The organism is Arthrobacter sp. NPDC080073, assembly GCF_040686575.1.
Classification (GTDB): Bacteria; Actinomycetota; Actinomycetes; order Actinomycetales; family Micrococcaceae; genus Arthrobacter.
The window spans coordinates 1-21,381 of record NZ_JBFBKR010000027.1; the positions used below are offsets into that span (position 1 = coordinate 1).

The window sequence follows — 21,381 nt, forward strand, 5'->3', positions numbered from 1 at the left end:
CACCGGCCCCCGCACAATACGTCGGGATCAACCTGCCCGAGACCAAAACACCCCAAAAACTAGCCCAGTGACTCCACACAGCTTGACAATTTCCGAGGGTTTCGGGTTGGGGGCGTGTTTGTGAGCGAGGGTTTCGGGTTGGGGGCGTGTTTGTGAGCGGGGGTTTCGGGGTGGGGGCGTCATGGTGTCGGAATAACTGCGACTGCACCCACCGCCCTGCAATAATCGGAACCAGTTGCCTCGCTCGAGTTGCACGCGGGGCGGTATGCACCTTCGGACGAATCACATCGCAGACGAGGCGGACATGACCAACACTCCCATCCAGCACGCCACCGACGCCACGGGGATGCCCCCCACCCCGAACACAGCCATTGACGAGGGCCTGCTTCACCGGCTCGCGGACGCTCATGGGGTCGGGACATCTTTCCACGGCTGGGACGGGATGCAACACGACGTTTCTCCCACCACGTTGATCCAGGTGCTGGGCGCACTGGGAGTCGCCGCTCATTCCAACGAGCAGATCGAGGCGGCCCTCGCGGACGTGGAAGTGGCGCCGTGGCGGCGGATGCTGCCGCCCGCCGTCGTCGTCCAGGAGGGAACCACGGCAGCTGTCCACGTGCACGTGCGCGACGGCTCGCCAGCACGCCTGACGATCTCGCTCGAGGACGGAACGGAACTTGCTGCCGCCCAGAGGGAGGACTGGGCGCCGCCGCGCGATGTGGATGGAGTGCCCACGGGCCGTGCCACCTTTGAGGTGCCTGCCGGTTTGCCCCTCGGCTGGCACTCGCTCACCGCCGAGTCCGACGGCGTGACGGCCACCGCGGTGCTCGCGGTGGTTCCAGCCAAATTGCAGACGGCGGCACCGCTCGAAGAACGGCGCGGCTGGGGACTCGCAACGCAGCTGTACTCGGTGCGCTCAAAGCGCTCATGGGGCATCGGGGATTTCGCCGACCTGGCCGATCTGGCGTCGTTGGCCGGCGCCCGCGGCGCCGACTATGTCCTGGTGAATCCGCTGCATGCCGCGGATCCTGTGCCTCCGGTTCAAGCGTCGCCGTATTCTCCGTCCACCAGGCGGTTCTTCAACCCCATTTATATTCGCATTGAAGAAATTCCCGAATTGGCATATGTCAAGCCCAGGAAGCGGGCTACGGTGGACCGGCTGCTGGATCACGTCCACGCACTCAACAAGGACGGGGAACGGCTGGACCGGGACCAGATCTTCGCCGCCAAACTCGCTGCCCTGGAACTCCTTCACTCGGTCAAGCTTTCTCCGGCCAGGCAGCGCGCGTTCGAGGAGTTCTGCCGTGAGTCCGGCCCGGGCTTGGACGATTTCGCCCTTTGGTGCGCCATCCGCGAGGACCGGTCGCCGGACGACCCCTTCTGGCAAGACCCCGCGGCCACCCTCGGTTCGCCCAAGATTGAATCCATGCGCCAGGCATTGGCTGATCGGATTGGGTTCCACCGCTGGCTTCAGTGGATCTGCGATGAGCAGCTCGAGTCAGCCCAGGCCGCGGCAAAGCGTTCCGGGATGCGCCTGGGAGTGGTGCACGATCTCGCCGTCGGAGCGGACCTTAGCAGCGCCGACGCCTGGACCCTGCGCAGCAGCTTCGCGCCGGGCGTCAGTGTGGGCGCACCACCGGACATGTACAACCAGCTCGGCCAGAACTGGAACCAGCCGCCGTGGCACCCGGTCCGATTGGCCGAGGCGGGCTACGCGCCGCTGCGTGCGATGCTCTCCACCGTGCTCCGCCACGCCGGCGGAATCCGTGTGGACCATATCTTGGGGCTGTTCCGTTTGTGGTGGGTGCCCGCTGGCAACTCCGCTCGCGACGGCGCCTACGTCCGCTACGACCACGAGGCCCTCATCGGCATCCTCGCTCTGGAAGCCCACCGCGCGGGCGCGGTGGTCATCGGCGAAGACCTGGGCGTATTCGAACCGTGGGTGCGGGACTACCTCGCGGCCCGCGGCATCCTGGGCACCTCGATCCTCTGGTTCGAGTACGACGGCGACTCGCCCCTGCCGCCCGAACGTTACCGAACGCAGGCACTCGCCAGCGTCAACACCCACGACCTCCCGCCGACCGCCGGGTACCTCGCCGGCGATCACGTGGAGCTCCGGAGCCAGCTGGGCTTGCTCGAACGAAGCGTGGCCGAGGAACGGGCCGAGCACGAGGCCAGCCTGGACAAGATGATGGGGTTGCTGCGGGAGCGGGGCCTGTTGCCTGCTGCCCGATTCGACACTGCCGGATTCCACGGCCGCCAGGAGATTGGCGAGGAGCAGGTCATCGAGGCGCTCCACCGGCTGCTGGCCCTCGCGCCGTCGGTCCTGCTCGGCGTCGCGCTGGTGGACGCCGTAGGGGAGCGGAGGGTGCAGAACCAGCCCGGTACGACGTCGGCGGTCTACCCCAACTGGCAAGTGCCTCTAGCCGACGAACGCGGACGGGCCGTACTCATCGATGACCTCGACACGAACCCGCGGTTCAACTCCTTGCTGGCGGCTGTGGACGAGGCTGTACGGGGTTAGGTGCGGCATCGAGACGTGAGATCTCGCCTCTTTCGGGCTGCGAAAGGAGCGAGATCTCACGCCTGGATCACGCTATGACCAACGCCGTGGGGGAACCGACGTTGAGCTGGTCGAAGACTTCGCCCGGGATGCCGGTGGCAGGGTCCAGCGCGAACGTTGTGACTTGGTTGGAACGCTCGTGCGCCACGTGGAGCCACCCGTCACGGACCAGGTGGTGGCGGGGCCAGTCTCCTCCGCTGGGCACGTCAGCCACGGGACGGAGCCGGGTTCCGCTGCCTTCGACGGCCAGTACCGAGATCCGGTTGGAGCCGCGGACGCCCGTGTAGACGAAGCGATTGTCCGGGGACAGCGCGATTTCGGCGGCTGCATCGCCGTCGGCCGCGCCACTCACCGTGGCGGGACCGCGACGATGGAGCACAAAGCGGCCGTCCGCGGCTGGCAGGAGTACCACCACTTCGATGGAGTATTCGGTCACCACGAACACGGCGTCGGCAGAGGGGTGCTGGACCAAGTGCCGAGGGCCACTGCCCATGGGGAGTGCGACTTGGTGGTCGGGGAGTAGGCCGGAGTCGGGGAAGTAGTTCCATACCCGCACGAGGTCGAACCCGAGGTCGGTGGTCATGATACGGCCGTCCTCAAGCATGAGGCTGGCATGGGCGCGGCTCACCCGCGGGCCGCCCGTGGCGATGTCGATACCGCCGTCGACGCCGGCGTGCGGGTCCTTCGCCTGCGGAGCGGCAAAGCGCGAGCTGATGCCGCCGTCGTCGTCGAGCCCGTACAGCAGCACGTTGCCGTCGCCCCAACAGGTGACCACGATGAAGCGCGCGGACGGGTCGACGGCGACGTGGCAGGCGGCAGCTCCGGCCGGCCAGGCTCCGCCCAGGGGTTCAAGGCCGAACGGCCCGGTCCTCCGGTACGCCCGGACTGTTTGGGCGGCCTCGGCTACCGCATAGACCACCGGCAGTGTGGGATGCACGGCAAGGAACGACGGCGACGGTGCTTCGACGGCGGTGCCCAGCCATGCAAGGCTGCCATCTTCACGCGCCGCAACTGCGCCTATGCCCGTTCCGCGCCCGTCGCTGTCCGCGGTGTACGCGCCTGCCCAGATGAGCGTCCCGTCGATGTTCTCTGCCATGCCGTCCTCGGTGTTGGTGATGGGATACTGCGTCAGTGGCCTTGTACATCCGAGTCGACACCGGCGTCGGCACCCGCGTCCAAGGTGGCGATCGCGGACAGGTCGTCGTGGTCCAAGGCGAAGTCGAAAACGTCCAGGTTTTCCTTCATGCGCAGCGGATTGGCGGACTTCGGGATGGCCACGAGCCCCTCCTGGACGTGCCAGCGCAGCACGACCTGACCGGGAGTCTTGCCGTGTTTCTTCCCGATGGCCGCCAAGACCGGGGCGTTCAGGAGATCGCGACCGGCGCCCAATGGACTATACGATTCCGTGACGATGCCATGGCTGGCGTTGAAGGCCCGCTCATTGATCCGGGTGATGGACGGCGAGATCTGGATCTGGTTGACGGCCGGCACCACTGAGGTTTCCTCCAGAAGCCTTTCGAGATGCGAGGGCTTGAAGTTGGACACGCCGATCGAGCGCACCTTCCCCTCAGCCTGAAGCCGCTCGAAAGTCTCCCAGGTGGACACGAATTCATTCCGTTGGGGGAGCGGCCAGTGGATCAACAAGAGGTCCACGTAGTCCAGCCCAAGGCGCTTGAGGGAGCCTTCAAGACCGTCGACGGCGCGATCGCGGCCCTGGTGGGTCCCGTCCAGTTTGGTGGTGATGAACAGTTCCTCGCGCGGGATGCCGCAGTCCCGCACGCCTTGCCCGACGCCGGACTCGTTACCGTAGCGGAACGCCGTATCGACGTGCCGGTAGCCCAGCTCGACGGCGGACACCACCGCCGCGGCGACCTGGGCGTCGTCGAGCGGCCAGGTTCCGAGGCCGATCTGCGGAATGGCATTACCGTCATTGAGCCTGACGGTGGGAGCAAGTGCCATGGTCCTGTCCTTTCAGTTGCTAGATCGGCCTCCGTGACCATTGGACCAGTTGCTCGCTGAGTTTCATGAAGTCCGGGTCCACGTGCTTGATGCCTGGATGTTCATCATGCCACCGGACGATCTCACGCGCGCCTGCCGCGAACGGAATTTCTGCCCGATACCAGGGAACCAGCGTTTTGATCTTGGTGTTGTCGAAGACCACGGAGTGGGACTTGTCCCCGAGAAGCCCGGGACCAAGCTCCGGGTAGTGCGCGGCAATGGTCTCCGAGGCGACGTGCACCAGTTCGGCGTCCGGCACTCCTGCCGCCGTCGCGAAGAGCCGGTAGACCTGGTCCCACGGGAGTGCTTCGTCCGAGGTGATGGTGTAGCTTTCACCCACAGCCTGCGCCCGGCCGAGGAGTCCAACGAAGGCCACTGCAAAATCTTCCGCATGGGTGAGGGTCCACAGCGAGGTGCCGTCGCCATGGACTATCACAGGCAAGCCTTCCCGCATCCGATGGATGTCCGTCCAGCCGCCCAGAAGGGCGATCCGCGTGCGGTCATAGGTATGGGACGGCCGAACAATGGTGACGGGAAAACCCTCTTCCCGGTAGGCCCGGGTGAGAAGGTCTTCGCACGCGATCTTGTCCTGGGAGTACTTCCAGAACGGGTTCCTTAACGGGGTCGACTCAAGGATCGGCAGGTGTGCGGGTGGCTTCTGGTAGGCCGAAGCCGAACTAATGAACACGTACTGACCGGTCCGGCCGCGGAACAGGTCGACCGCGGCGGACACATGCTCGGGGGTGAAAGAGATGAAGTCCGCGACGACGTCGAACTCGCGGCCATTCAGCACCGCCGCGACCTCGGCGGCGTTGCGGATATCTGCCTGGAGCAGTTCCGTGCCCGGAGGGGCTGGCCGTTCCGTGCTCAGTCCGCGATTGAGCACGGTGAGCCGGTGACCCAGTGCGACGGCGCGCTCCGCCGCCGCCGCACTGATGGTCCCGGTCCCGCCAATGAACAGCAGGCGCAACGGTGCCGAAGTCACCACGCGTAGTCCTCCGGCGCGGTCCTGTGGCCCGGGAAGATGTCGTCGAGCCGCTTGAGGGCGTCGGCGTCAAGGCTGACATCCAATGCCCTGACGGCGGCGTCCAACTGCTCCTGCGTGCGCGGACCCACGATCGGCGCGGTCACGGCCGGCTGGTGCAACAACCAAGCCAAGGCCACATCGCCGGGCTCGTGGCCAAGGTCGTCGGCAAGGTCCTCGTACTGGCGGATCTGGTCTTCGTGCTTCTTCAGGGTCTCGGCCGCGCGGCCCTCAAGGCGACGGACGCCGTCGCGCTCCTTCTTCAGGACGCCGCCCAGGAGGCCGCCGTGAAGCGGCGACCAAGGGATCAGCCCGAGGCCGTACTGCCGGGCCGCCGGGATGACCTCCAGTTCGACGTTGCGGGTGAGCAGGTTGTAGATGGACTGCTCGCTCACCAGTCCGTTGTAGTTGCGCCGCGCGGCGGCCTCCTGGGCCTGGGCGATGTGCCAGCCAGCGAAGTTGCTGCTTCCGGAATACAGGATTTTGCCCTGCTGGACGGCAACCTCGATGGCCTGCCAGATCTCGTCCCATGGCGTGTTCCGGTCCACGTGGTGGAACTGGTAAACGTCGATGTAATCGGTCTGAAGGCGCTTGAGGCTGGCGTCCAACGCGCGCCGGATGTTGAGGGCGGAGAGCTTGGACTCGTTGGGGCGGTCGGTCATGGTTCCGTAGAGCTTGGTGGCCAGGACGACGCGTTCCCGGCGTTCGCCGCCCTTGGCGAACCAGCGGCCCAGGATTTCCTCGGTCCAACCCCGGTTGTCGTGGCCGCCGTAGACGTTGGCGGTATCGAAAAAGTTGATGCCGGCATCCAGCGCGGAATCCATGATGGAGTGCGCTGCGGATTCCTCCGTCTGAGGGCCGAAGTTCATTGTTCCGAGGCACAAGCGGGAGACGCTAAGGCCTGAGCGCCCCAAGTGGGTGTACTGCATGGTTTGGGCTCCTTACGCTGTGGTGGTTTCTACATCTGGCTGAAGGACGCGACGGCGGGGTCGGCGCCGAGGCGGGCACCGGCGTCGAGCGCGCTGATGGCTGCCAGTTCATCCGGGGTGAGCTGCAACGACGCGGCCGCGAGGTTCTGGCGGATCCGTTCCGGGTGGACGGACTTGGGGATGACGATGTTGCCGGTTCCCAAGTGCCAGGCCAGGACGATCTGTGCCGGGGTGGCATTGTGCGTTTCGGCGAGTTCGGTGACCGTTGCCGATCCCAGGTCCGCTCCCTGCCCGAGCGGGCTGTAGGCCTCGACGGCGATCCCGTGCGAGCGGCTCTTCGCTGCCAGTTCCCGCTGCTGGAAGGTGGGGTGCAATTCGATCTGGTTGACGGCGGGAACGACGTCGGCCGAGGCCAGAAGCGTGTCGAGGTGGGCCGGCAGGAAGTTGGAGACGCCGATTGCCCGGGCGCCGCCGTCGGCATGGATCTTTTCCAGGGCCTTCCACGCGTCGACGAACAGGCCCTGGGACGGCACGGGCCAGTGGATCAGGTAGAGGTCGATGACGTCGAGGCCGAGTTCGCGGCAGCTGTTGTTGAACGCTGACGCTGCCCGGTCCTGTTCGCCGTTGCGGAGCTTGGTGGTGATGAAGAGTTCTTCCCGGTTGATGCCGGAAGCCTTGATCGCTGCGCCGACGCCGGATTCGTTCTGGTACGCCGCGGCGGTGTCGATGTGCCGGTACCCGGCTTCAAGTGCGTCCTCGACGGCTTTCTGGGTCTCGGCAGGTGGGACCTGGAAGACGCCGAAGCCGAGCTGGGGGATGGTGACCGCGTTGTTCAGGACGAGCCCGGGAACGGTTGAATTCTGAGCGTTGGACATGTCCGGCCCTTTCGTCGCTGGTGGGTGTATTGCCTGAATGGCTTTTTCGAGCCTATGCACTTTCGGCAAAACAATCAGCAGTTTTGACGCCCCCTGTTTTTCCTAGGACTCGCAGTCCTACCTTGGCCATAGAAACAAGCCCCCGGGGAGGGAAGAATGGGGACATGGGACAAAGCGCGGAGTTCGGAAAATTCCTCAAAGCCATGCGTGCCCGGATGTCGCCGGAGGATGCGGGATTGCCGGAAGCCTCCGGCGCGCGCCGGGTTCCAGGGCTGCGCAGGGAAGAGATTGCCCGCTTGGCCGATGTCAGCACCGACTACTACACACGCCTCGAACAGGGTCGCCACATCCATCCGTCCCGGGCGGTCCTTGAATCGGTGTCGCGGGCACTTCGCCTGGACTCAAGCGAGCACACCCACATGATGGACCTCCTGGAGCACTGCGCGTCAAGCCCCAAAGCGCCGACTCCCACGCCGCGGGTGCGGCCGGCCTTGCGCCAACTTCTCGATGCTGTGGGCGACGTTCCGGCGCTCCTGCTTGGCCGGCGGAGTGACGTGCTGGGGGCCAACCGCATGGCGGTCCTGCTGTTTGCCGACTTCCCGTCCATGCCTCCCGCCGAGCGAAACCTCACGCGCTGGCTGATCCTGGACCCCCAGGCACGCGAACTGTTCCGGGACTGGAAGACGGTTGCCGCGGAAGCCGCGGGCTCCCTGCGTGCGGATATCGGGCGGCACCCCGACGATCCCCAAGCCAACCAGCTCGTGGGCGAACTCGCCGTAAACAGCGAACACTTCCGCCAATGGTGGGCCGGGCATCGAGTGGCCGCGCGTTCAGCCGGAACTGTGCGCCTGCACCACCCCGCCGTGGGGGACGTGGAACTGAACTTCGAGAATCTGGCCCTGCCGGATGACCCGGACCAAGTCTTGCGGGTCTACTCCGCGAAGGCGGGCTCGCCGTCGGACGACGCCCTGAAGCTGCTGGGCAGCTTTGGTGCGGGAACGGCGTTGGGCGCGGAAACGACGACGACGAGCCCGGAGTTGTCCGAGCGTCATGCAATGGGCGAGAGCTGAACGAGTTTCAGCCAAAAGTGCCCTACGTCACTGTGCTGGTGCATAGTGAATCGGCGTGATTTTGTCTATGTGCCCATTGGGCGGCTTTTGAATCGCGTTTACGCTGAATCCAGACCTTTTCGCATATCAAGGATGGAATTCAACGATGAAACGCATCGCGCTGCTGAGGGAGCGGGCAACCACCGCCGGGTCCGCGGGAACCACGGGTTCGCATTGCCCCGCGTCTGGTCAGTGGAGCCCTGAAGGCGAACCCGATGTGGTGCGCACGTTCTTCGAAGGCCACGTCTTCCCCTCCCACAACGGCGCGGCAACAGTCTGGCACCGCCAGTACCTGCTCGCTGAGTCCCGATGAGTCCTGAAACCTTGGGCGTGTGGGGCCCAAGCCACTTCACGACGTCGGCCCAACGGCCCGCTGGAGCGGCACTTCGCGTGCCGCCGTCGAAATGGTCGGAACTCAGCCGGGGCGAAATCGTCTGGATCCACGAGGACAAATGGGGCTTCGACGCCGGCCTTGTGGACGAAGTTTCCCCGGACCACGAATTCCTGTGGATCGAATTCGCCGGCCGTGGCCGGCGTCTCCTCTGTGGCGGTGACCCCGTCCAAGTCTGGACCCGCGGGTGAGTCCAGCCTCGCAACTGATGGCCGTCAGCCTTTCCACAGAAAGGTTGACGGCCATCGTCGGTTTCGGGGTGTTGAGCGCTTGTTAACGCTCCAGGCGGAATCCGAGCTTGATGGTTACCTGCCAGTCGGCAACGGCGCCCTCGCTGAGGTGGCCGCGGATTTCCTTGACCTCGAACCAGTCGAGATTCCGGAGGGTCTGGCTTGCGGCGGCAATCCCGTTCCTGATGGCGGCGTCGACGCCCTCGGACGAAGTTCCAACAATTTCAGAAACGCTGTATGTGTGGTCAGCCATTCTTGCTCCTCATGATCGTCCTTGATGCCTGAACTGCGGGCCTGGCAGGCCGTGAAAGCAGACTAGCCGACCCAGGGCCGGGGGACTAGGGGTCTGGACCCCGCCGACGCTCGCTCACTTATGGTGCTTTTCGGTCGATCGCTCGCTCACCTATGGTGCCAAACGGCGGAACGCTCGCTCACCTATGAGGCCTTTCGGCGGAACCCTAATGCAGATGATCTGAGCGGGCGTTGGGAAATTGGCACGTATATGTGAGCGAGGGTCTCTGGAATGGCCCGGATATGTGAGCGAGCGTCCCAGGCGTCCGGGGACCGGGGGCTAGGCCTCTAGGACGTACGTCCTGAGGTCGTCCAGGGTCTGCTGCATGTGCGCGTCCATGGCCTCGCGGGCGCGGGGGGCGTCGCCGGCTTCGAGGGCTTTCAGGATGGCCCTGTGATGTCCGATCGCGTGCTGCTGGATATCGGGGATTTGCGAGGTCTGGGTGCGCCGGGTTTCCAGGACGCGGTGCAGGGGTTCGAAGAGCACGGCCACGAAGACGTTGCCGGAGGCGTGCAGGATGACGTCGTGGAAGCCCAGATCCGCTTCGACGAACGCGCGCACGTCATTGGAATCGTGGGCTTTCTGCATGGCGGAGACGTAAACCTGCAGTTGGTCGATCTCCTCGGGGGAGACCCGTGACGCGGCGAGTTCGCAGGCGCCGGTCTCGAACATGCGGCGCAGCTCGATGAGTTGGACGGACGCTGCTGCGTCATTCTTTCCCTCCGAAACGGCACGCAATACCGCTTCGAGGGACGCCCAGCGGTTTAGCGGGTTGACGAATGTTCCCCGGCCGCGTTCCACGCTGAGGATTCGCTGGGCTTCGAGGGTCTTCATGGCCTCGCGGACGGTCATGCGGCTGACTTCGTGCTTGGCGCTCAGTTCGAGTTCGCCGGGAACCACTGTTCCCGGCGGAAATTCGCCCGCGACGATGCGGTCCAGCAGTTCGTCAGCGACGACACCGACCAACGACTTGCGTGCCATGGTGCTCCGTTCCTAGATGTCTGACATCTTACGCTGGTGGCTGCCGGCTTTCGTTCCAAAACGCGCCGAGCGCAATTGCGCAAGCATGCGGCTGCTCCCAATGCACGCTATGCCCGGCGTCGGGGATTGCCACGAGCCTCCGCAGCGGGCTGGCTGCGACGAAGGCTTCCGCTTGGTCCAGCGAGCGTAACCGGTCCCCGACGCCGGCAATCACCAGCGTCGGTGCAGTCACCTTTTCGGGGATGTCCATAGCCACTCCGGCCATCGCCGCGAGTCCGCTGGGTCCGAGGATCTCGAACGGCAGTCCAAACCCCCGGCTCAGCAAGTCGTGGTCCTCGGGGGACAAATCCCCGAACCAGGCCTTCATGCACTTCGCGCGCGTCGCATCGTCAATGAAACCTTGCCCTAGCTGGGATTCGAGCATCGATTTGAAGCTTTCGTTCGGCGGAGCCGGAACCATGCCGATCAGGGCCACGCTGGCCACGATTTCCGGATGCCTTGCCGCCAGAGTCAGCGCCACGCTGCCGCCCATTGAATGCCCCACAATGTGGACGGGCGACGCGTGCCGGGGAGCAGCGGCAGCAACGGAATCGGCCGCTGATTCCAGGGTCCACCGGAAATTCGGAGGCAAGACGTCCCCGCGGTGATACCCGGGCAAATCGACGATCCAGGCGATTCGCCCGGCGTCGAGCAGTTCGGTGGCGAGTGGCTCCCAATAGGCCGATGTCGAGGCCCAGCCGTGCAGCAACAGGACGGGAGGCTGGGACGGTTGTCCCGGCGTCGTGGGGGCCGCGGTTGCCGGAAGGCGCATGTCCACATGTAGCGCGGCCGGAGGCTCTTGAAGCATGCGCCAAGCATAGTGACCGCTGACACTTGCACAGGTGAAAGCGGGTGTGTCACACTAGCACTCAAATACTAGATGTCTGACATCTTACATTTACCTTCGAAACCACGATGGAGTGCAAGTGACCCTTGAAGCCGATGTTCTGGCCGCCTTCCCGGCGGAAATCCAGATCCCCGCTCAGCTGGTTGCCGACGCCGTAGCAGCGTCTTCCACAGCCTCGCCCCGCGTCCTGGTAGTCCTCGACGACGACCCCACGGGCACCCAATCAGTCGCCAACCTGCCGGTACTCACCCGCTGGGAGGTCACCGATTTCACGTGGGCGTTCGCCCACATTGCGCAGAGCCGGTCCCAGCCCGCGGTCTATGTGCTGACCAACACGCGCAGCCTGGACGCGGTTGAGGCCGCGGCCCGCAACGAGGAAATCGTGCGCAACGCCCTCGCCGCGGCGGGCGGGCACTCTGGCGGCTCCAAGCTTCGCTTGGGGTTCGTCAGCCGCTCCGACTCCACCCTCCGCGGCCACTACCCGTTGGAACCCGACGTCATTGCCGCCACGATCGCCGACGTCACCGGCGAGGCCACCGACGGCGTCGTGATCGTCCCGGCGTTTCCCGACGCCGGACGAGTCACCATCGGAGGCGTGCACTACATGCGCGGTACCGGGGCCGACGCCGGCAAGCTCACCCCGGTTTCCGAGACCGAGTTCGCCAAGGACGCGAGCTTCGGCTTCGCCAACTCCGAGATGGCCAAATATGTGGAGGAAAAGTCACAGGGCCGCTTCGCCGCCGACGATGTGATCGTCCTGGACCTGAACATCATCCGTTCCGGCGCGGCTGCCGCGAACGGATCCGCAGGAGATCCCGAACTCTCGGCCAAGGCCATCGCCGACGCGATCGAACCGGCCACGAACTCCACGCCCATCGTCGCGGACATCGTCACCGAGAACGACCTCCGCGCGCTGGCCCTCGGGCTGGAAGAAGCCGAACGCCGCGGCAAGAAGCTGCTCTACCGCGTGGGTCCGCCATTCGTCCGCGGCCGTATCGGCCAGGAAATCCGCGAAGCGCTCAGCGGCGAGGAAGCCTACGAAGGCAACACACCCTCCACGGCCGGTGGCTTGATCGTTGTCGGCTCGCATGTCGGCCTCACCACGCGCCAGCTCAACACCCTGACGGCCCAGCACAGCGCAGCCCGCATCATTGAGATCGACGTGGAGAGGCTTCTCGCTAGCGGCGTGGAAGCCTACCTGGACGAGACGGTCGCCGCCGTCGTCGACGCCCTCCGCGACGGCGACGTCATCGTCCACACGAGCCGCCTTCTCATCAAGACCGACGACGCCGCAGCGAGCCTGAAGATTGCCCGCACCGTCTCTGCCGCCGTCGTCGCGATCGTGAACCGGACGCTCAAGACCTTCCCGCCGCGCTTCGTCATCGCCAAGGGCGGCATCACGTCCTCGGACGTGGCCGCGCACGGCCTGGAAATCCGCCATGCGATTGTCCGCGGCCCGATGCTGCCCGGCATCGTCTCGCTGTGGGAACCGGTGGACGGACCCGCGAAAGGCATCCCGTACATCGTCTTCGCAGGCAACGTGGGCGACGACGAATCCCTCGCGCAGGTAACGCGCAAGCTCAGCGCCACCTTCTAACATTCAACGGAGAACACCATGACCAGCAATTACACCGTCGCCGTCCTCGGCCTGGGCGCCATGGGCCTGCCGATGGCCACCCGCCTGGCAACCCGGCTCACCGTCCACGGCTTCGACATCGCCGAACCGCGGCTGAAGCTCGCGGCCGACGCCGGAATCCGCACCTTTCCTTCGGCGCGCGAAGCCTCCGAAGGCGCCGACGCCCTGCTCCTTGCCGTGCGCAACGGCGAACAACTCGACGACGTCCTCTTCGGCGAGAACGGCGTCGCCCCTGTGCTCAAGCCGGGCGCCGTCGTGATCCTTGGCAGCACAGTAGGTACCGAAGCCATTCCAGCCACCGTCGCCGGCTTGGCCGAGTACGGCGTCGAGCTCGTGGACGCGCCCCTCTCCGGCGGCCCCAAGCGTGCCGGCGAAGGCGACCTCCTGATCGTGGTGGGCGCGACGCCGGCCGCCCAGGAAAAGGCCCGTCCCGCCCTGGAACTGCTGGCCTCCACCCTGAGCATCGTGGGCGACAAACCCGGCGACGGCCAGGCCCTCAAGACCGTCAACCAGCTGTTGTGCGGCGTGCACATCGCCGCTGCCGCCGAGGCCATGGCGCTCGCTGACGCCCTCGGCCTTGACCAGGCCAAGACCCTCGCGGCCATGGAAGCAGGTGCCGCCGGCTCGTTCATGCTGTCCAACCGCGGCCCCCGCATCCTCGAGGCTTACGACGCGGATGGTGCCGAGGTCCTCAGCCGTTTGGATATCTTCGTGAAGGACATGGGCATCGTCGGCAAGGCGACGCGCGCCGCCGGCCTGGCTGCGCCCGTCGCCGCCGCTGCCGAACAGCTCTACCTCCTCGGCCAGGCCCAGGGCCTCGCCGCCGCCGACGACTCCGCTGTGATCAAGGTCGTCGCGCCCACCCGGCGCACAAACTAGCCCCTCGCACAACGTGCGACGACGGCGGTCCCCCTTCGCCGTCGTCGCCCTCTTGCCGGCCTCGAGTCCAGGCCGGTTCTGTCAAAGGAAGACACACCCTTGAATCCTGATCATCTGCCCAGCCATGTCGCCTGGATCCTGGTGGGGGGCTTGGCCCACTGATGCGTGTACGCCTTGACGAACTTGTGGGCTCCACACTGGAGCGAGGGGCAGCCGTCCCGGCCTTCACCTGCTACGACTTCACCACCGCCCTGGCCGTGGTGGCCGCTGCCGAGAAGTCCGGACAAGGGGTCATCCTGCTGGTGGCACCGAAGACGGCCGCATCTCTTGCCGGTTTGCGGCTGACCACGGCGCTGCGGGCCCTGGCCGACGACGCCAGCGTGCCGGTCTCAGTTCAGTTGGACCACGCCTCGGACCTGGATGTCATCCGTGATTCCGTGGCCGCCGGTGCCGACGCCGTCCTCGCCGACGGTTCGTCGCTCCCATTCGAGGAAAACGTCGCCCTGGTCCGCGGAGTCCGTGCCGCACTCGACGCGCAAGGTAGCTCCGACGTCGTGATTGAAGCGGAACTCGGCGGGCTCGCCGGCGACGAGGACAAGGCTTTCGGGGTGGATGTTCAAGCCCATCCCGCAGGCCTGACCGTCCCGGGCCAGGTGCAGGACTTCCTTTCCCGCACCGGTGCCGATCTTTTGGCCGTGGCCGTGGGAAACGCGCACGGACGTTACACCGGCGAGCCCAAGCTGCACTGGGAAGTGCTGGAGGACATTGCCTCGCGCACGGAGCTTCCGCTCGTGCTCCACGGCGCGTCGGGCATCCCGGCAGCGGACCTGGTCAAGGCCACAACCATGCGCGTGGGCAAGGTGAACTTCAACACCGAGCTCCGCACCGGCATTCTTGCCACACTCGAGGCCGAGACCACCGTGCACCGGGCCGACGGCGAAAACCTCCAAGGCCTGCTGGGCCGCTGGAGTTCCGCCGCCTCGACGTTCGCCGGAGCAACCCTGGACATGCTCAGCAGCTAGTCGCGGGAAGCGAAGCCGGGAAACGCAGGGAGGCTAGGATCAGCACATGATCCTGGCCTCCCTCATTTTCGCCTTCGTTGCCGGCTTGTTGCACGTCTACATCTTCAGCATGGAGTCCATCACCTGGACCCGTCCGGCCACGTGGAAGCGCTTCAGCGTCGCTTCCCAGTCCGACGCCGAAACCACCAGGCCCCTCGCGTACAACCAGGGTTTCTACAACCTCTTCCTCGCCATGGGGGCGCTCGCCGGGATCGTCTTTGTCGCACTTGGTCATCCGCAGGTGGGCTGGACCCTCGTCTTCAGTTCGTGCGGCTCCATGCTGTTGGCGGCAATCGTGCTGGCCCTGAGCGGCAAAAAGTACCTCCGCGCCGCGGTCCTTCAGGGCACGACGCCGCTACTCGCCGTCGTGCTCGGCATCCTGGCGGTCGCGCTCGGCTGACTGGAACGCTCGCTCACGTATGTGGGCTTTCGGCGCGACGCTCGCTCACGTATGTGGGCTTTCGGCCCGACCCTCGCTCACCTTTGCCTGTCGAGGCTGGTCGCGAGGGCTTGCCCGTCAACACCCTGAACCCCAGTTCCGGGTTGAAGCCGTGGATCTCCCGCGTATCCAATGCCGACATGAAGGCCAGGATCTCCTCCGTGATCACCTGCCCGGGAACCAGGACGGGGAATCCGGGCGGGTAGGGGGTGACGAAGGAGGCAGACACCATTTCCTCGTCGGCGGCGATCCTTAGTGCGAGTTCGGCCGCGCTGAAGTATTCGCAGGATCCGGCCTTGTAGCTCTCGAAGTAGGCCGCGCGCATGTTGCCGTCCGGGGTTTCCGCGTCCTTGCGGAATCGTTCGGCGAAGCGGCTGAAGTCCGGCAACGGTGGCGGCGTGCTGGTCAGCGCGGCAACGCGGGCTTTGCGGGCCTGCTGCCCCAGGCCACTCAAGCCGGATTGCTCGTCTTCGAAGGTCTCGGCCAGCTTGACCAGGACCTCGACGAGGTACGCGACGGCACTCCGGGAGGTACCAATGTTGGTCATGAAGAGAACGCTGTTCCTTGACGTCTTGTTGACCTGGATCCCGTACTTGTCCATCAGATACTCGTGCTTGAAAGTATCGCCGTCCACGCCGGTGAGGCCGATGTGCAGGGTCAAACGGCTCGGATCAACAACGAATTCGTCGCGCTCCCAAGCTTCCGACATCGCTGCCAGACCATCGCGGAGCGGCATTTGCCGGCTCGTTTCGCGGTACTGCTCGGGAATAAGGTCCCGGGTGCCGAGGACGCGGAAGTACTTCCTCAGCAAGGGATGCCTCGCCACGGCGTGGGCGATGCTGACCGCGAGATCTGCCTGCCGTTGCACGAGTTCGTAGCCTTCGAACTCGACCTGCCGCCGGCCCATGTCCAGCGAGGCCAGGATCTGGTAGTTGGGCGACGTGGAGGTGTGGGTCATGTACGCCTCGCGGAAGCTCTCTTCGTTCAACTGACCGAAGTCCTGGTCATGGATGTGGATCATGGACCCCTGCCGGAGGGACGTCAGGGTCTTGTGGGTCGACTGGGTGGAGTACACCCGCACGCGAGCCTCGGCCGGATCGGGAAGCAGGCGCGTCTTCAGGAGCAGCTCATCGCTGACGTGCCCGACGCCGGGACCCGGGCCGCCGTCGTCGGGCTCGCCGCCCGCTTGGCCGCCTGCCGCCCCAAGCTCGCGCAATTGCTGGGCGTGGCTCCGGGCGTAGGCCGGATCCACGAACGATTTTTCAAGCGACCGGGCCGAAGCCATGGCCGTACGACGGCGATAGATGTGGTGGAAGCCGGCGAACGCGAACCACGCCTCGTCCCACAGGAAAACCAGGTCCGGTTTGATGGCGAGGCACTCCTCCATCACTCGTTCGACGTCGTAAACGATGCCGTCGAATGTGCAGTTGGTGAGGGCAAGCATCTTGACCTCGTGGAGCCTGCCCGCCCGGCGGTAATCCAGGAGCATCCGCTTGATGCTTTCCAAGGGAACCGCGCCATAGAAGGAGAATTCGTTCAACGGGTAGGCATCCAAATATGAGACCTGGGCGCCGGCCAGCATGAGGGCGTAGTGGTGCGATTTGTGGCAGTTCCGGTCCACTAAGACCACATCGCCGGGGGCCAGGATCGATTGATGCACGATCTTGTTGGCCGTTGACGTTCCGTTGGTGACGAAGAGCGATTTTTGGGCACCAAATGCCCGGGCCGCCAACTTCTGGGCCTGTTTGAGGGAGCCATGCGGATCCAACAGCGAATCGAGGCCGCCGGACGTGGCGGAGGTTTCGGCAAGGAGCAGGTTGAGGCCATAGAACTCGCCAAGATCGTTGATCCACTTGGAATGGATGACCGATCCGCCCCTGGACACCGGCAAGGCATGGAAGACCCCGGCGGGTTTGCGGCTATATTGCTGGACCGCGTGGAAGAACGGCGCTTCATATCGTTCTGCGATGCCGGCAAGCAATGACAAGTGGAGTTCCAAGCCGTCCTGGCGGCGGAATATCCGGCGGAATTGGCGGGTCAAGGAACCGGCGAGTTCTTCGATTCCCACGCCCGCCACCAGGTAGAGATCAAGTTCCGGGCGGAGTTCGCCCAGTTTCTCGGCCAAGCTCAGGATGCGGTCCAAGGGGCGCTCGGGGAGTGAATTTCCCAGGAACCGGTCCAGGAATCCGCGCACATCCCTGCTCAGGCGCTGCCTGCTCTTGGGGACGAATCCCGGCCGCAATACACACGCCTGAATGTCGGGGTTGAGCAGGATTGCCACCACCGCGTCCTCGAAGCTCGGCACGAACACCAGCTCGTAATTGAAGGCGTCGGCGGGGCGGCGCTGGTTGAGCAATTCTGTTTGGAGGGCTTCACGGTCGGCGCCGGCGACGTCGTCGACCACGAGGACCTCGAACCGCTTGCGCGATTCGGCGGTTTCTTCAACGCGGTCCGCTTCGCGTTCGGGGTCCGGCGAGGGCTCTTGGGCGTGTTGGTTGTGGCCGGCAACGCGCCGTGCGACCGGTTCGATGAGGCTTAGCGCCTCAGGGTATTCTCCAGCCTCGAGGATTCCCCGCAATTCCATGACATATTGCTGCCCCGGAGACGCCCAATACATTTCCAGGGATTCCAGCATGGGCAACAACCTTCGAACCTCCCGCGGCAGCTCCCGTGACGGGCGGGCGCCCCCGGAACGCGATGTGGCGGCGGCCAGCTGTTTGACGGCGTAGCCAAGAAACTCCCAGGCATCGGCGCGGACCCGCCAGGCGCTGCTGGGGACCTCGCCGCCGGGCCCGGAGTCGCCGTCGGCGTTTGGCCGGGCCGCCAAGCCGAGGCCAAGAGCTGCGCCGCTGGCAAGGGCGGCTGGAGCGAGGGGAAATTGGGCTGACTGCACTGTCGCGAAATCGGCGCGTGCCACGATGACTCCTTTGTCATGGATTGATAGCACTCTCTACTAAACGCCGCGAGCCGTCGCGGCACACGGCAAATGTTCGGGTTGCCGTCTGGGTTTCCAGATGGGAGCGGCACTTCCGGTCATAGGTGAGCGAGCGTTGGGGGATTGGGCGTCATAGGTGAGCGAGCGTTGGGGGATTGGGCGTCATAGGTGAGCGGGCGTTGGGGGATTTGGTGTCATAGGTGAGCGAGCGTTGGGGGATTGGGCGGGCAGCGAGGGCGGCTAGCCTTCACGCCACAGCGGCAACGGAACCACGCTGCGGCTGCGTCCGGACTCGTCCAACACGTGCCCGAGCCGTTTGTAGTTGCGGACCACGGCTTGCCGCGAGATCACGGCGCTTCCTGGCGCGCGCTCCGCCAGTTCGCACTCGTGGCCCTGGACCTCCAAGTAGTCGCGGACCCACAGTGTTACGAGGAGGTTCTGGGCGCCCAGAACCTGGGCGCTGAGCCGGCAGTTCGGCAGCGCAGCGAAGTAGCGCCCGACGCCGTCAACATGGTGGGCGGGCACGTTGAGGATCAGGCTCACTTCCCTTAGCCCTTGCTGGGCGGAAGCGGACGTGTCGCACCTCAGCGTCATGTAGCCGGACGCGAGGAACCGCTCCACCCGCCGTCGTGCGGTTTGGGGAGAGACGCCGCAGGCAGCCCCCAGCTCTGCCCAACTGGCCCGCCCGTCCCGGGCCAGTTCTTCCAACAACAACGCATCCAGCCCGTCGGGTGCGTAGGCGGCCGGGGCAGGCAGGGGTTCTGCCGACATGAGCCGGGCCCGCGCCGGCTCCAACGTGCCGCTGCGCCAGTCGGAGGCCTGCCGGTACAGCTTGGTGACGAAGACGACCTCCCGGTGGGTCACTCCAGGGAGCCCGGCGAAGGATCCAGTGACGATGTCCATGAGTTCTTCGTGGCTTGAGGCGAAGCAGTCAACGAAGAGATCGTGGGAGCCGGACACCAGCGAAACGGTGCCAAATGCCGGCTCCGCGCACAGCTTGCGAACGAGGGCTTCATTCTCGCTCGGAAGTGAAGAAAGGCTGATGAACGCCGACCAGCCTGCGCTTAGATAGCGCGGACCCGGTGCCGGGGTGATCCAAGCCAGTCCCTGCTCGGCAAGGGAGTTCCAGCGGCGCGCGACGGTAGGTCCGGACAAGCCCAGGACGTCCCCCACGCGGCTCCAGTCGGCACGGGGACTGATCTGTAGCGCATTGACGATCTCAAGATCAATTTCGGAGATTATGGCCGATTCCTTCAAAATTCACGATTTTCAGAGGATTTCAAACAAATTCCTAGTCAGTGTAGACGGCAAAACTAACGTTGTGACTCGCATCACCCGCTCGCATCCCAAAAGCCAGGCAACGACGCCCCCAACACTCAAGGAAGCACATGGCAAGCAAGACAGCACCTCCAGCGACGGCGGCCATCGCTCGCCGGACCATCACTGGAATGATCGTGGCGATGGCCCTGATCGAATCACTCAGTGGAGTCACCCAGGGTTACCTGAACCCGATCCTCCCCGCCCTCGGGCCGAGCTTTTCGATCGATGACCCCACCATCAACGGCATTTTCCTGATCTCCAACGTGAGCTTTGCCGTGCTCACGCCGATCATCTCGCGGCTCGGCGACAGCTATGGCTACAGGCTCGTGCTCCGCTGGTCGACGGCGGTAGTCGCGGCCGGCGTCCTCATGATGGCGTTGTGGCCGTCGCTATGGACGGTGACAATCGGCGTTGTCATGCTTACGTGCGTGGTCGGCTTCATCCCGCTGATGATGGGCATCCTGCGGGTGAGCAGCCCGGCGCAGACCCGCACCGGAGTCAGCGTGATGATCGGCATGCTCATGATCATGGTTGGCGCAGGCGGCCTGCTTGCCGGGATCATCGGCGTCGACGATCCCACTCTCGGTTTCTGGGTAGCGGTGCCGTTCGCGGTTGTGGGGCTGCTTTGTTCCTTCGTCCTGCCCGACGCCGGGACCCCCACCCGCGAAGGACTCGCCTTGGTGCCGCTCCTGGCATGTTCCCTCGGACTGATCGGCTTCGTGGTGGCACTTTCGATGGGCCCGGACTGGGGCTGGCTGGATGCCAAGACAATCGGATCCGGAATCATCGGCCTCGCGCTCTTGGCCTACTGGGTGGTCCTGGACGCTCGAGGCGTGAACGGGAAGCGCTTCATGGACCTGCGGATGCTCGCCATCCCGCGCATCCGGACGGTCTCACTGGCCACCTTCTTCTTCGGTTTCGCCTCCATCAGCTACTTCGGCACCAACGGGATCTTCCTGTATTCGAACCCTGACAAGACCGGCTACGGCTTCGCGCTGAGCCCGCTCATGATCGCCATTGTCCTGGCGGCCGCATCGGTGCTCTCGCTGCTCTCTTCCCTTCTGACCTCAAAGGCGCTCAGCCTGTTCGGCGAACGTGCCACCCTGGTATTCGCCGGTCTCCTGCTGGCGGGCGGCTTCCTGGTCATGGCAACTGCACACGGCTCTATGGCCGGCTACTGCGCCGGCTTCGCCATGTTCAACCTGAGCCTTGGCATGTACCAGGCAGGAACCCGGGCACGGAAGGCGGAAGTGCCGTCAACGTCATACCGGAGCGGGCCCGGGCGAGCGTGGAAATGCGTTCGCCGAGTTTCAAGAACCTGCGAGCCATCGAGGAACGCGTGCGGCGCTGCCTGGAGGCGGGCGCACTTGCCAGCGGGAGCGCCCTCAAGGTCACGCCCACCGGCAATGCCTACGCCGAACTCAGGCAGGACCGGTACCTTTCCGAGGCCTACCGGCAAGCGATGTCAGCCCGGGGGAGGGCTGTTGCGTTCAGCGACGATCCAGTAGCTTCCACGGATATGGGCAACGTCTCGCAACTGGTGCCAAGCATCCATCCCTTGCTCGGCTACGACGTGGGCGGGGCCGCCCACCACACCGCCGAGTTTGCTGCCCACGGCTCCTCCGCTTCCGCGGACCGCGCGGTCCTGGACGGCGCCTTCGGCCTGGCATTGGCGGCGTGCGCGGCGGCAACCGATCCACGGCAACGGGAACGGCTGCTGAACGCCCGCCGCTAAACGCCGTGATCGTGGGTGCGGTTCCACGGCTGCGTTCCGGAACGCAGCTCGCGGGCCGCACCCACGAATTCACGGCGTCGCCCGCTATGGTTCGCGCC

General features: G+C 65.2%; 19 protein-coding genes and 1 pseudogene. 10 read left to right on the plus strand and 10 right to left on the minus strand.

What is annotated here, in order from left to right:
* The first annotated feature begins 304 nt into the window (after nt 1-304).
* Complete coding sequence (gene malQ, locus AB0O52_RS20990; protein WP_364541870.1) at nt 305-2,524, plus strand: 4-alpha-glucanotransferase; 2,220 nt, start codon at nt 305-307, stop codon at nt 2,522-2,524.
* Between the two features lie 67 nt (nt 2,525-2,591).
* Here malQ and AB0O52_RS20995 read toward each other — a convergent pair whose 3' ends face one another.
* Genes AB0O52_RS20995 through AB0O52_RS21015 form a run of 5 tightly spaced genes read right to left on the minus strand, consistent with a single transcriptional unit; the run spans nt 2,592 to nt 7,389 of the window.
* Nucleotides 2,592-3,659: a beta-propeller fold lactonase family protein gene (locus AB0O52_RS20995; protein ID WP_364541873.1), complete on the minus strand. Its 1,068-nt coding sequence runs from the start codon at nt 3,657-3,659 to the stop codon at nt 2,592-2,594.
* 32 nt (nt 3,660-3,691) lie between these two features.
* Nucleotides 3,692-4,522 (minus strand): aldo/keto reductase, encoded by an 831-nt coding sequence (locus AB0O52_RS21000; protein WP_364541876.1) that lies wholly within the window; start codon nt 4,520-4,522, stop codon nt 3,692-3,694.
* 19 nt (nt 4,523-4,541) lie between these two features.
* Nucleotides 4,542-5,549 (minus strand): NAD-dependent epimerase/dehydratase family protein, encoded by a 1,008-nt coding sequence (locus tag AB0O52_RS21005; RefSeq protein ID WP_364541879.1) that lies wholly within the window; start codon nt 5,547-5,549, stop codon nt 4,542-4,544.
* The gene (locus tag AB0O52_RS21010; RefSeq protein WP_364541881.1) at nt 5,543-6,514 is read right to left on the minus strand and encodes an aldo/keto reductase; all 972 of its coding nucleotides are present in this window, start codon (nt 6,512-6,514) and stop codon (nt 5,543-5,545) included. Before AB0O52_RS21010 ends, AB0O52_RS21005 begins: the two co-directional genes overlap by 7 nt.
* A gap of 29 nt (nt 6,515-6,543) precedes the next feature.
* The gene (locus tag AB0O52_RS21015) at nt 6,544-7,389 is read right to left on the minus strand and encodes an aldo/keto reductase (protein ID WP_364541884.1); all 846 of its coding nucleotides are present in this window, start codon (nt 7,387-7,389) and stop codon (nt 6,544-6,546) included.
* A 164-nt stretch (nt 7,390-7,553) separates the two neighbouring features.
* Here AB0O52_RS21015 and AB0O52_RS21020 point away from each other — a divergent pair, with 164 nt between their 5' ends.
* The 3 genes from AB0O52_RS21020 to AB0O52_RS21030 all read left to right on the plus strand — a co-directional run bounded on the left by AB0O52_RS21020 (nt 7,554) and on the right by AB0O52_RS21030 (nt 9,080).
* On the plus strand, nt 7,554-8,459 hold the full coding sequence (locus AB0O52_RS21020; RefSeq protein ID WP_364541886.1) for a helix-turn-helix transcriptional regulator: 906 nt from the start codon (nt 7,554-7,556) through the stop codon (nt 8,457-8,459).
* Between the two features lie 145 nt (nt 8,460-8,604).
* Nucleotides 8,605-8,811 carry a hypothetical protein gene (locus AB0O52_RS21025; protein ID WP_364541889.1) on the plus strand — a complete coding sequence of 69 codons (207 nt, stop codon included), beginning with the start codon at nt 8,605-8,607 and terminating at the stop codon, nt 8,809-8,811.
* On the plus strand, nt 8,808-9,080 hold the full coding sequence (locus AB0O52_RS21030; RefSeq protein WP_364541892.1) for a hypothetical protein: 273 nt from the start codon (nt 8,808-8,810) through the stop codon (nt 9,078-9,080). Before AB0O52_RS21025 ends, AB0O52_RS21030 begins: the two co-directional genes overlap by 4 nt.
* A gap of 82 nt (nt 9,081-9,162) precedes the next feature.
* Here the strand turns inward: AB0O52_RS21030 and AB0O52_RS21035 are convergent, their stop codons facing one another.
* The 3 genes from AB0O52_RS21035 to AB0O52_RS21045 all read right to left on the minus strand — a co-directional run bounded on the left by AB0O52_RS21035 (nt 9,163) and on the right by AB0O52_RS21045 (nt 11,239).
* Nucleotides 9,163-9,372 (minus strand): dodecin, encoded by a 210-nt coding sequence (locus AB0O52_RS21035; RefSeq protein ID WP_059388369.1) that lies wholly within the window; start codon nt 9,370-9,372, stop codon nt 9,163-9,165.
* 318 nt (nt 9,373-9,690) lie between these two features.
* Nucleotides 9,691-10,392, minus strand: coding sequence for a FadR/GntR family transcriptional regulator (locus AB0O52_RS21040; protein WP_364541894.1), 702 nt, complete (start codon nt 10,390-10,392; stop codon nt 9,691-9,693).
* Between the two features lie 28 nt (nt 10,393-10,420).
* Nucleotides 10,421-11,239, minus strand: coding sequence for an alpha/beta hydrolase (locus AB0O52_RS21045; protein ID WP_364541896.1), 819 nt, complete (start codon nt 11,237-11,239; stop codon nt 10,421-10,423).
* Between the two features lie 118 nt (nt 11,240-11,357).
* Here AB0O52_RS21045 and AB0O52_RS21050 point away from each other — a divergent pair, with 118 nt between their 5' ends.
* The 4 genes from AB0O52_RS21050 (at nt 11,358) to AB0O52_RS21065 (ending at nt 15,254) form a co-directional block, all read left to right on the plus strand.
* Nucleotides 11,358-12,875: a four-carbon acid sugar kinase family protein gene (locus tag AB0O52_RS21050; RefSeq protein ID WP_364541898.1), complete on the plus strand. Its 1,518-nt coding sequence runs from the start codon at nt 11,358-11,360 to the stop codon at nt 12,873-12,875.
* Between the two features lie 18 nt (nt 12,876-12,893).
* On the plus strand, nt 12,894-13,793 hold the full coding sequence (locus AB0O52_RS21055) for an NAD(P)-dependent oxidoreductase (RefSeq protein ID WP_364541901.1): 900 nt from the start codon (nt 12,894-12,896) through the stop codon (nt 13,791-13,793).
* A 161-nt stretch (nt 13,794-13,954) separates the two neighbouring features.
* On the plus strand, nt 13,955-14,815 hold the full coding sequence (locus tag AB0O52_RS21060; protein WP_364541903.1) for a class II fructose-bisphosphate aldolase: 861 nt from the start codon (nt 13,955-13,957) through the stop codon (nt 14,813-14,815).
* 46 nt (nt 14,816-14,861) lie between these two features.
* Nucleotides 14,862-15,254, plus strand: a complete 393-nt coding sequence (locus AB0O52_RS21065) for a DUF1304 domain-containing protein (RefSeq protein ID WP_364541906.1) — start codon at nt 14,862-14,864, stop codon at nt 15,252-15,254.
* 13 nt (nt 15,255-15,267) lie between these two features.
* On the opposite strand, the gene AB0O52_RS21070 is transcribed toward AB0O52_RS21065, so the two are convergent.
* Together AB0O52_RS21070 and AB0O52_RS21075 are read right to left on the minus strand one after the other, a co-directional pair.
* On the minus strand, nt 15,268-18,120 hold the full coding sequence (locus AB0O52_RS21070) for an aminotransferase class I/II-fold pyridoxal phosphate-dependent enzyme (RefSeq protein WP_364541969.1): 2,853 nt from the start codon (nt 18,118-18,120) through the stop codon (nt 15,268-15,270).
* A gap of 348 nt (nt 18,121-18,468) precedes the next feature.
* Nucleotides 18,469-19,485 (minus strand): AsnC family transcriptional regulator, encoded by a 1,017-nt coding sequence (locus tag AB0O52_RS21075; protein ID WP_364541909.1) that lies wholly within the window; start codon nt 19,483-19,485, stop codon nt 18,469-18,471.
* Nucleotides 19,486-19,688: 203 nt separating this feature from the next.
* Between AB0O52_RS21075 and AB0O52_RS21080 the strand changes: the two are divergent.
* Together AB0O52_RS21080 and AB0O52_RS21085 are read left to right on the plus strand one after the other, a co-directional pair.
* Nucleotides 19,689-20,759: pseudogene (locus tag AB0O52_RS21080) on the plus strand (MFS transporter); the annotation flags it as partial.
* 308 nt (nt 20,760-21,067) lie between these two features.
* On the plus strand, nt 21,068-21,283 hold the full coding sequence (locus tag AB0O52_RS21085; RefSeq protein WP_364541972.1) for a hypothetical protein: 216 nt from the start codon (nt 21,068-21,070) through the stop codon (nt 21,281-21,283).
* The last annotated feature ends 98 nt before the right edge of the window (nt 21,284-21,381 follow it).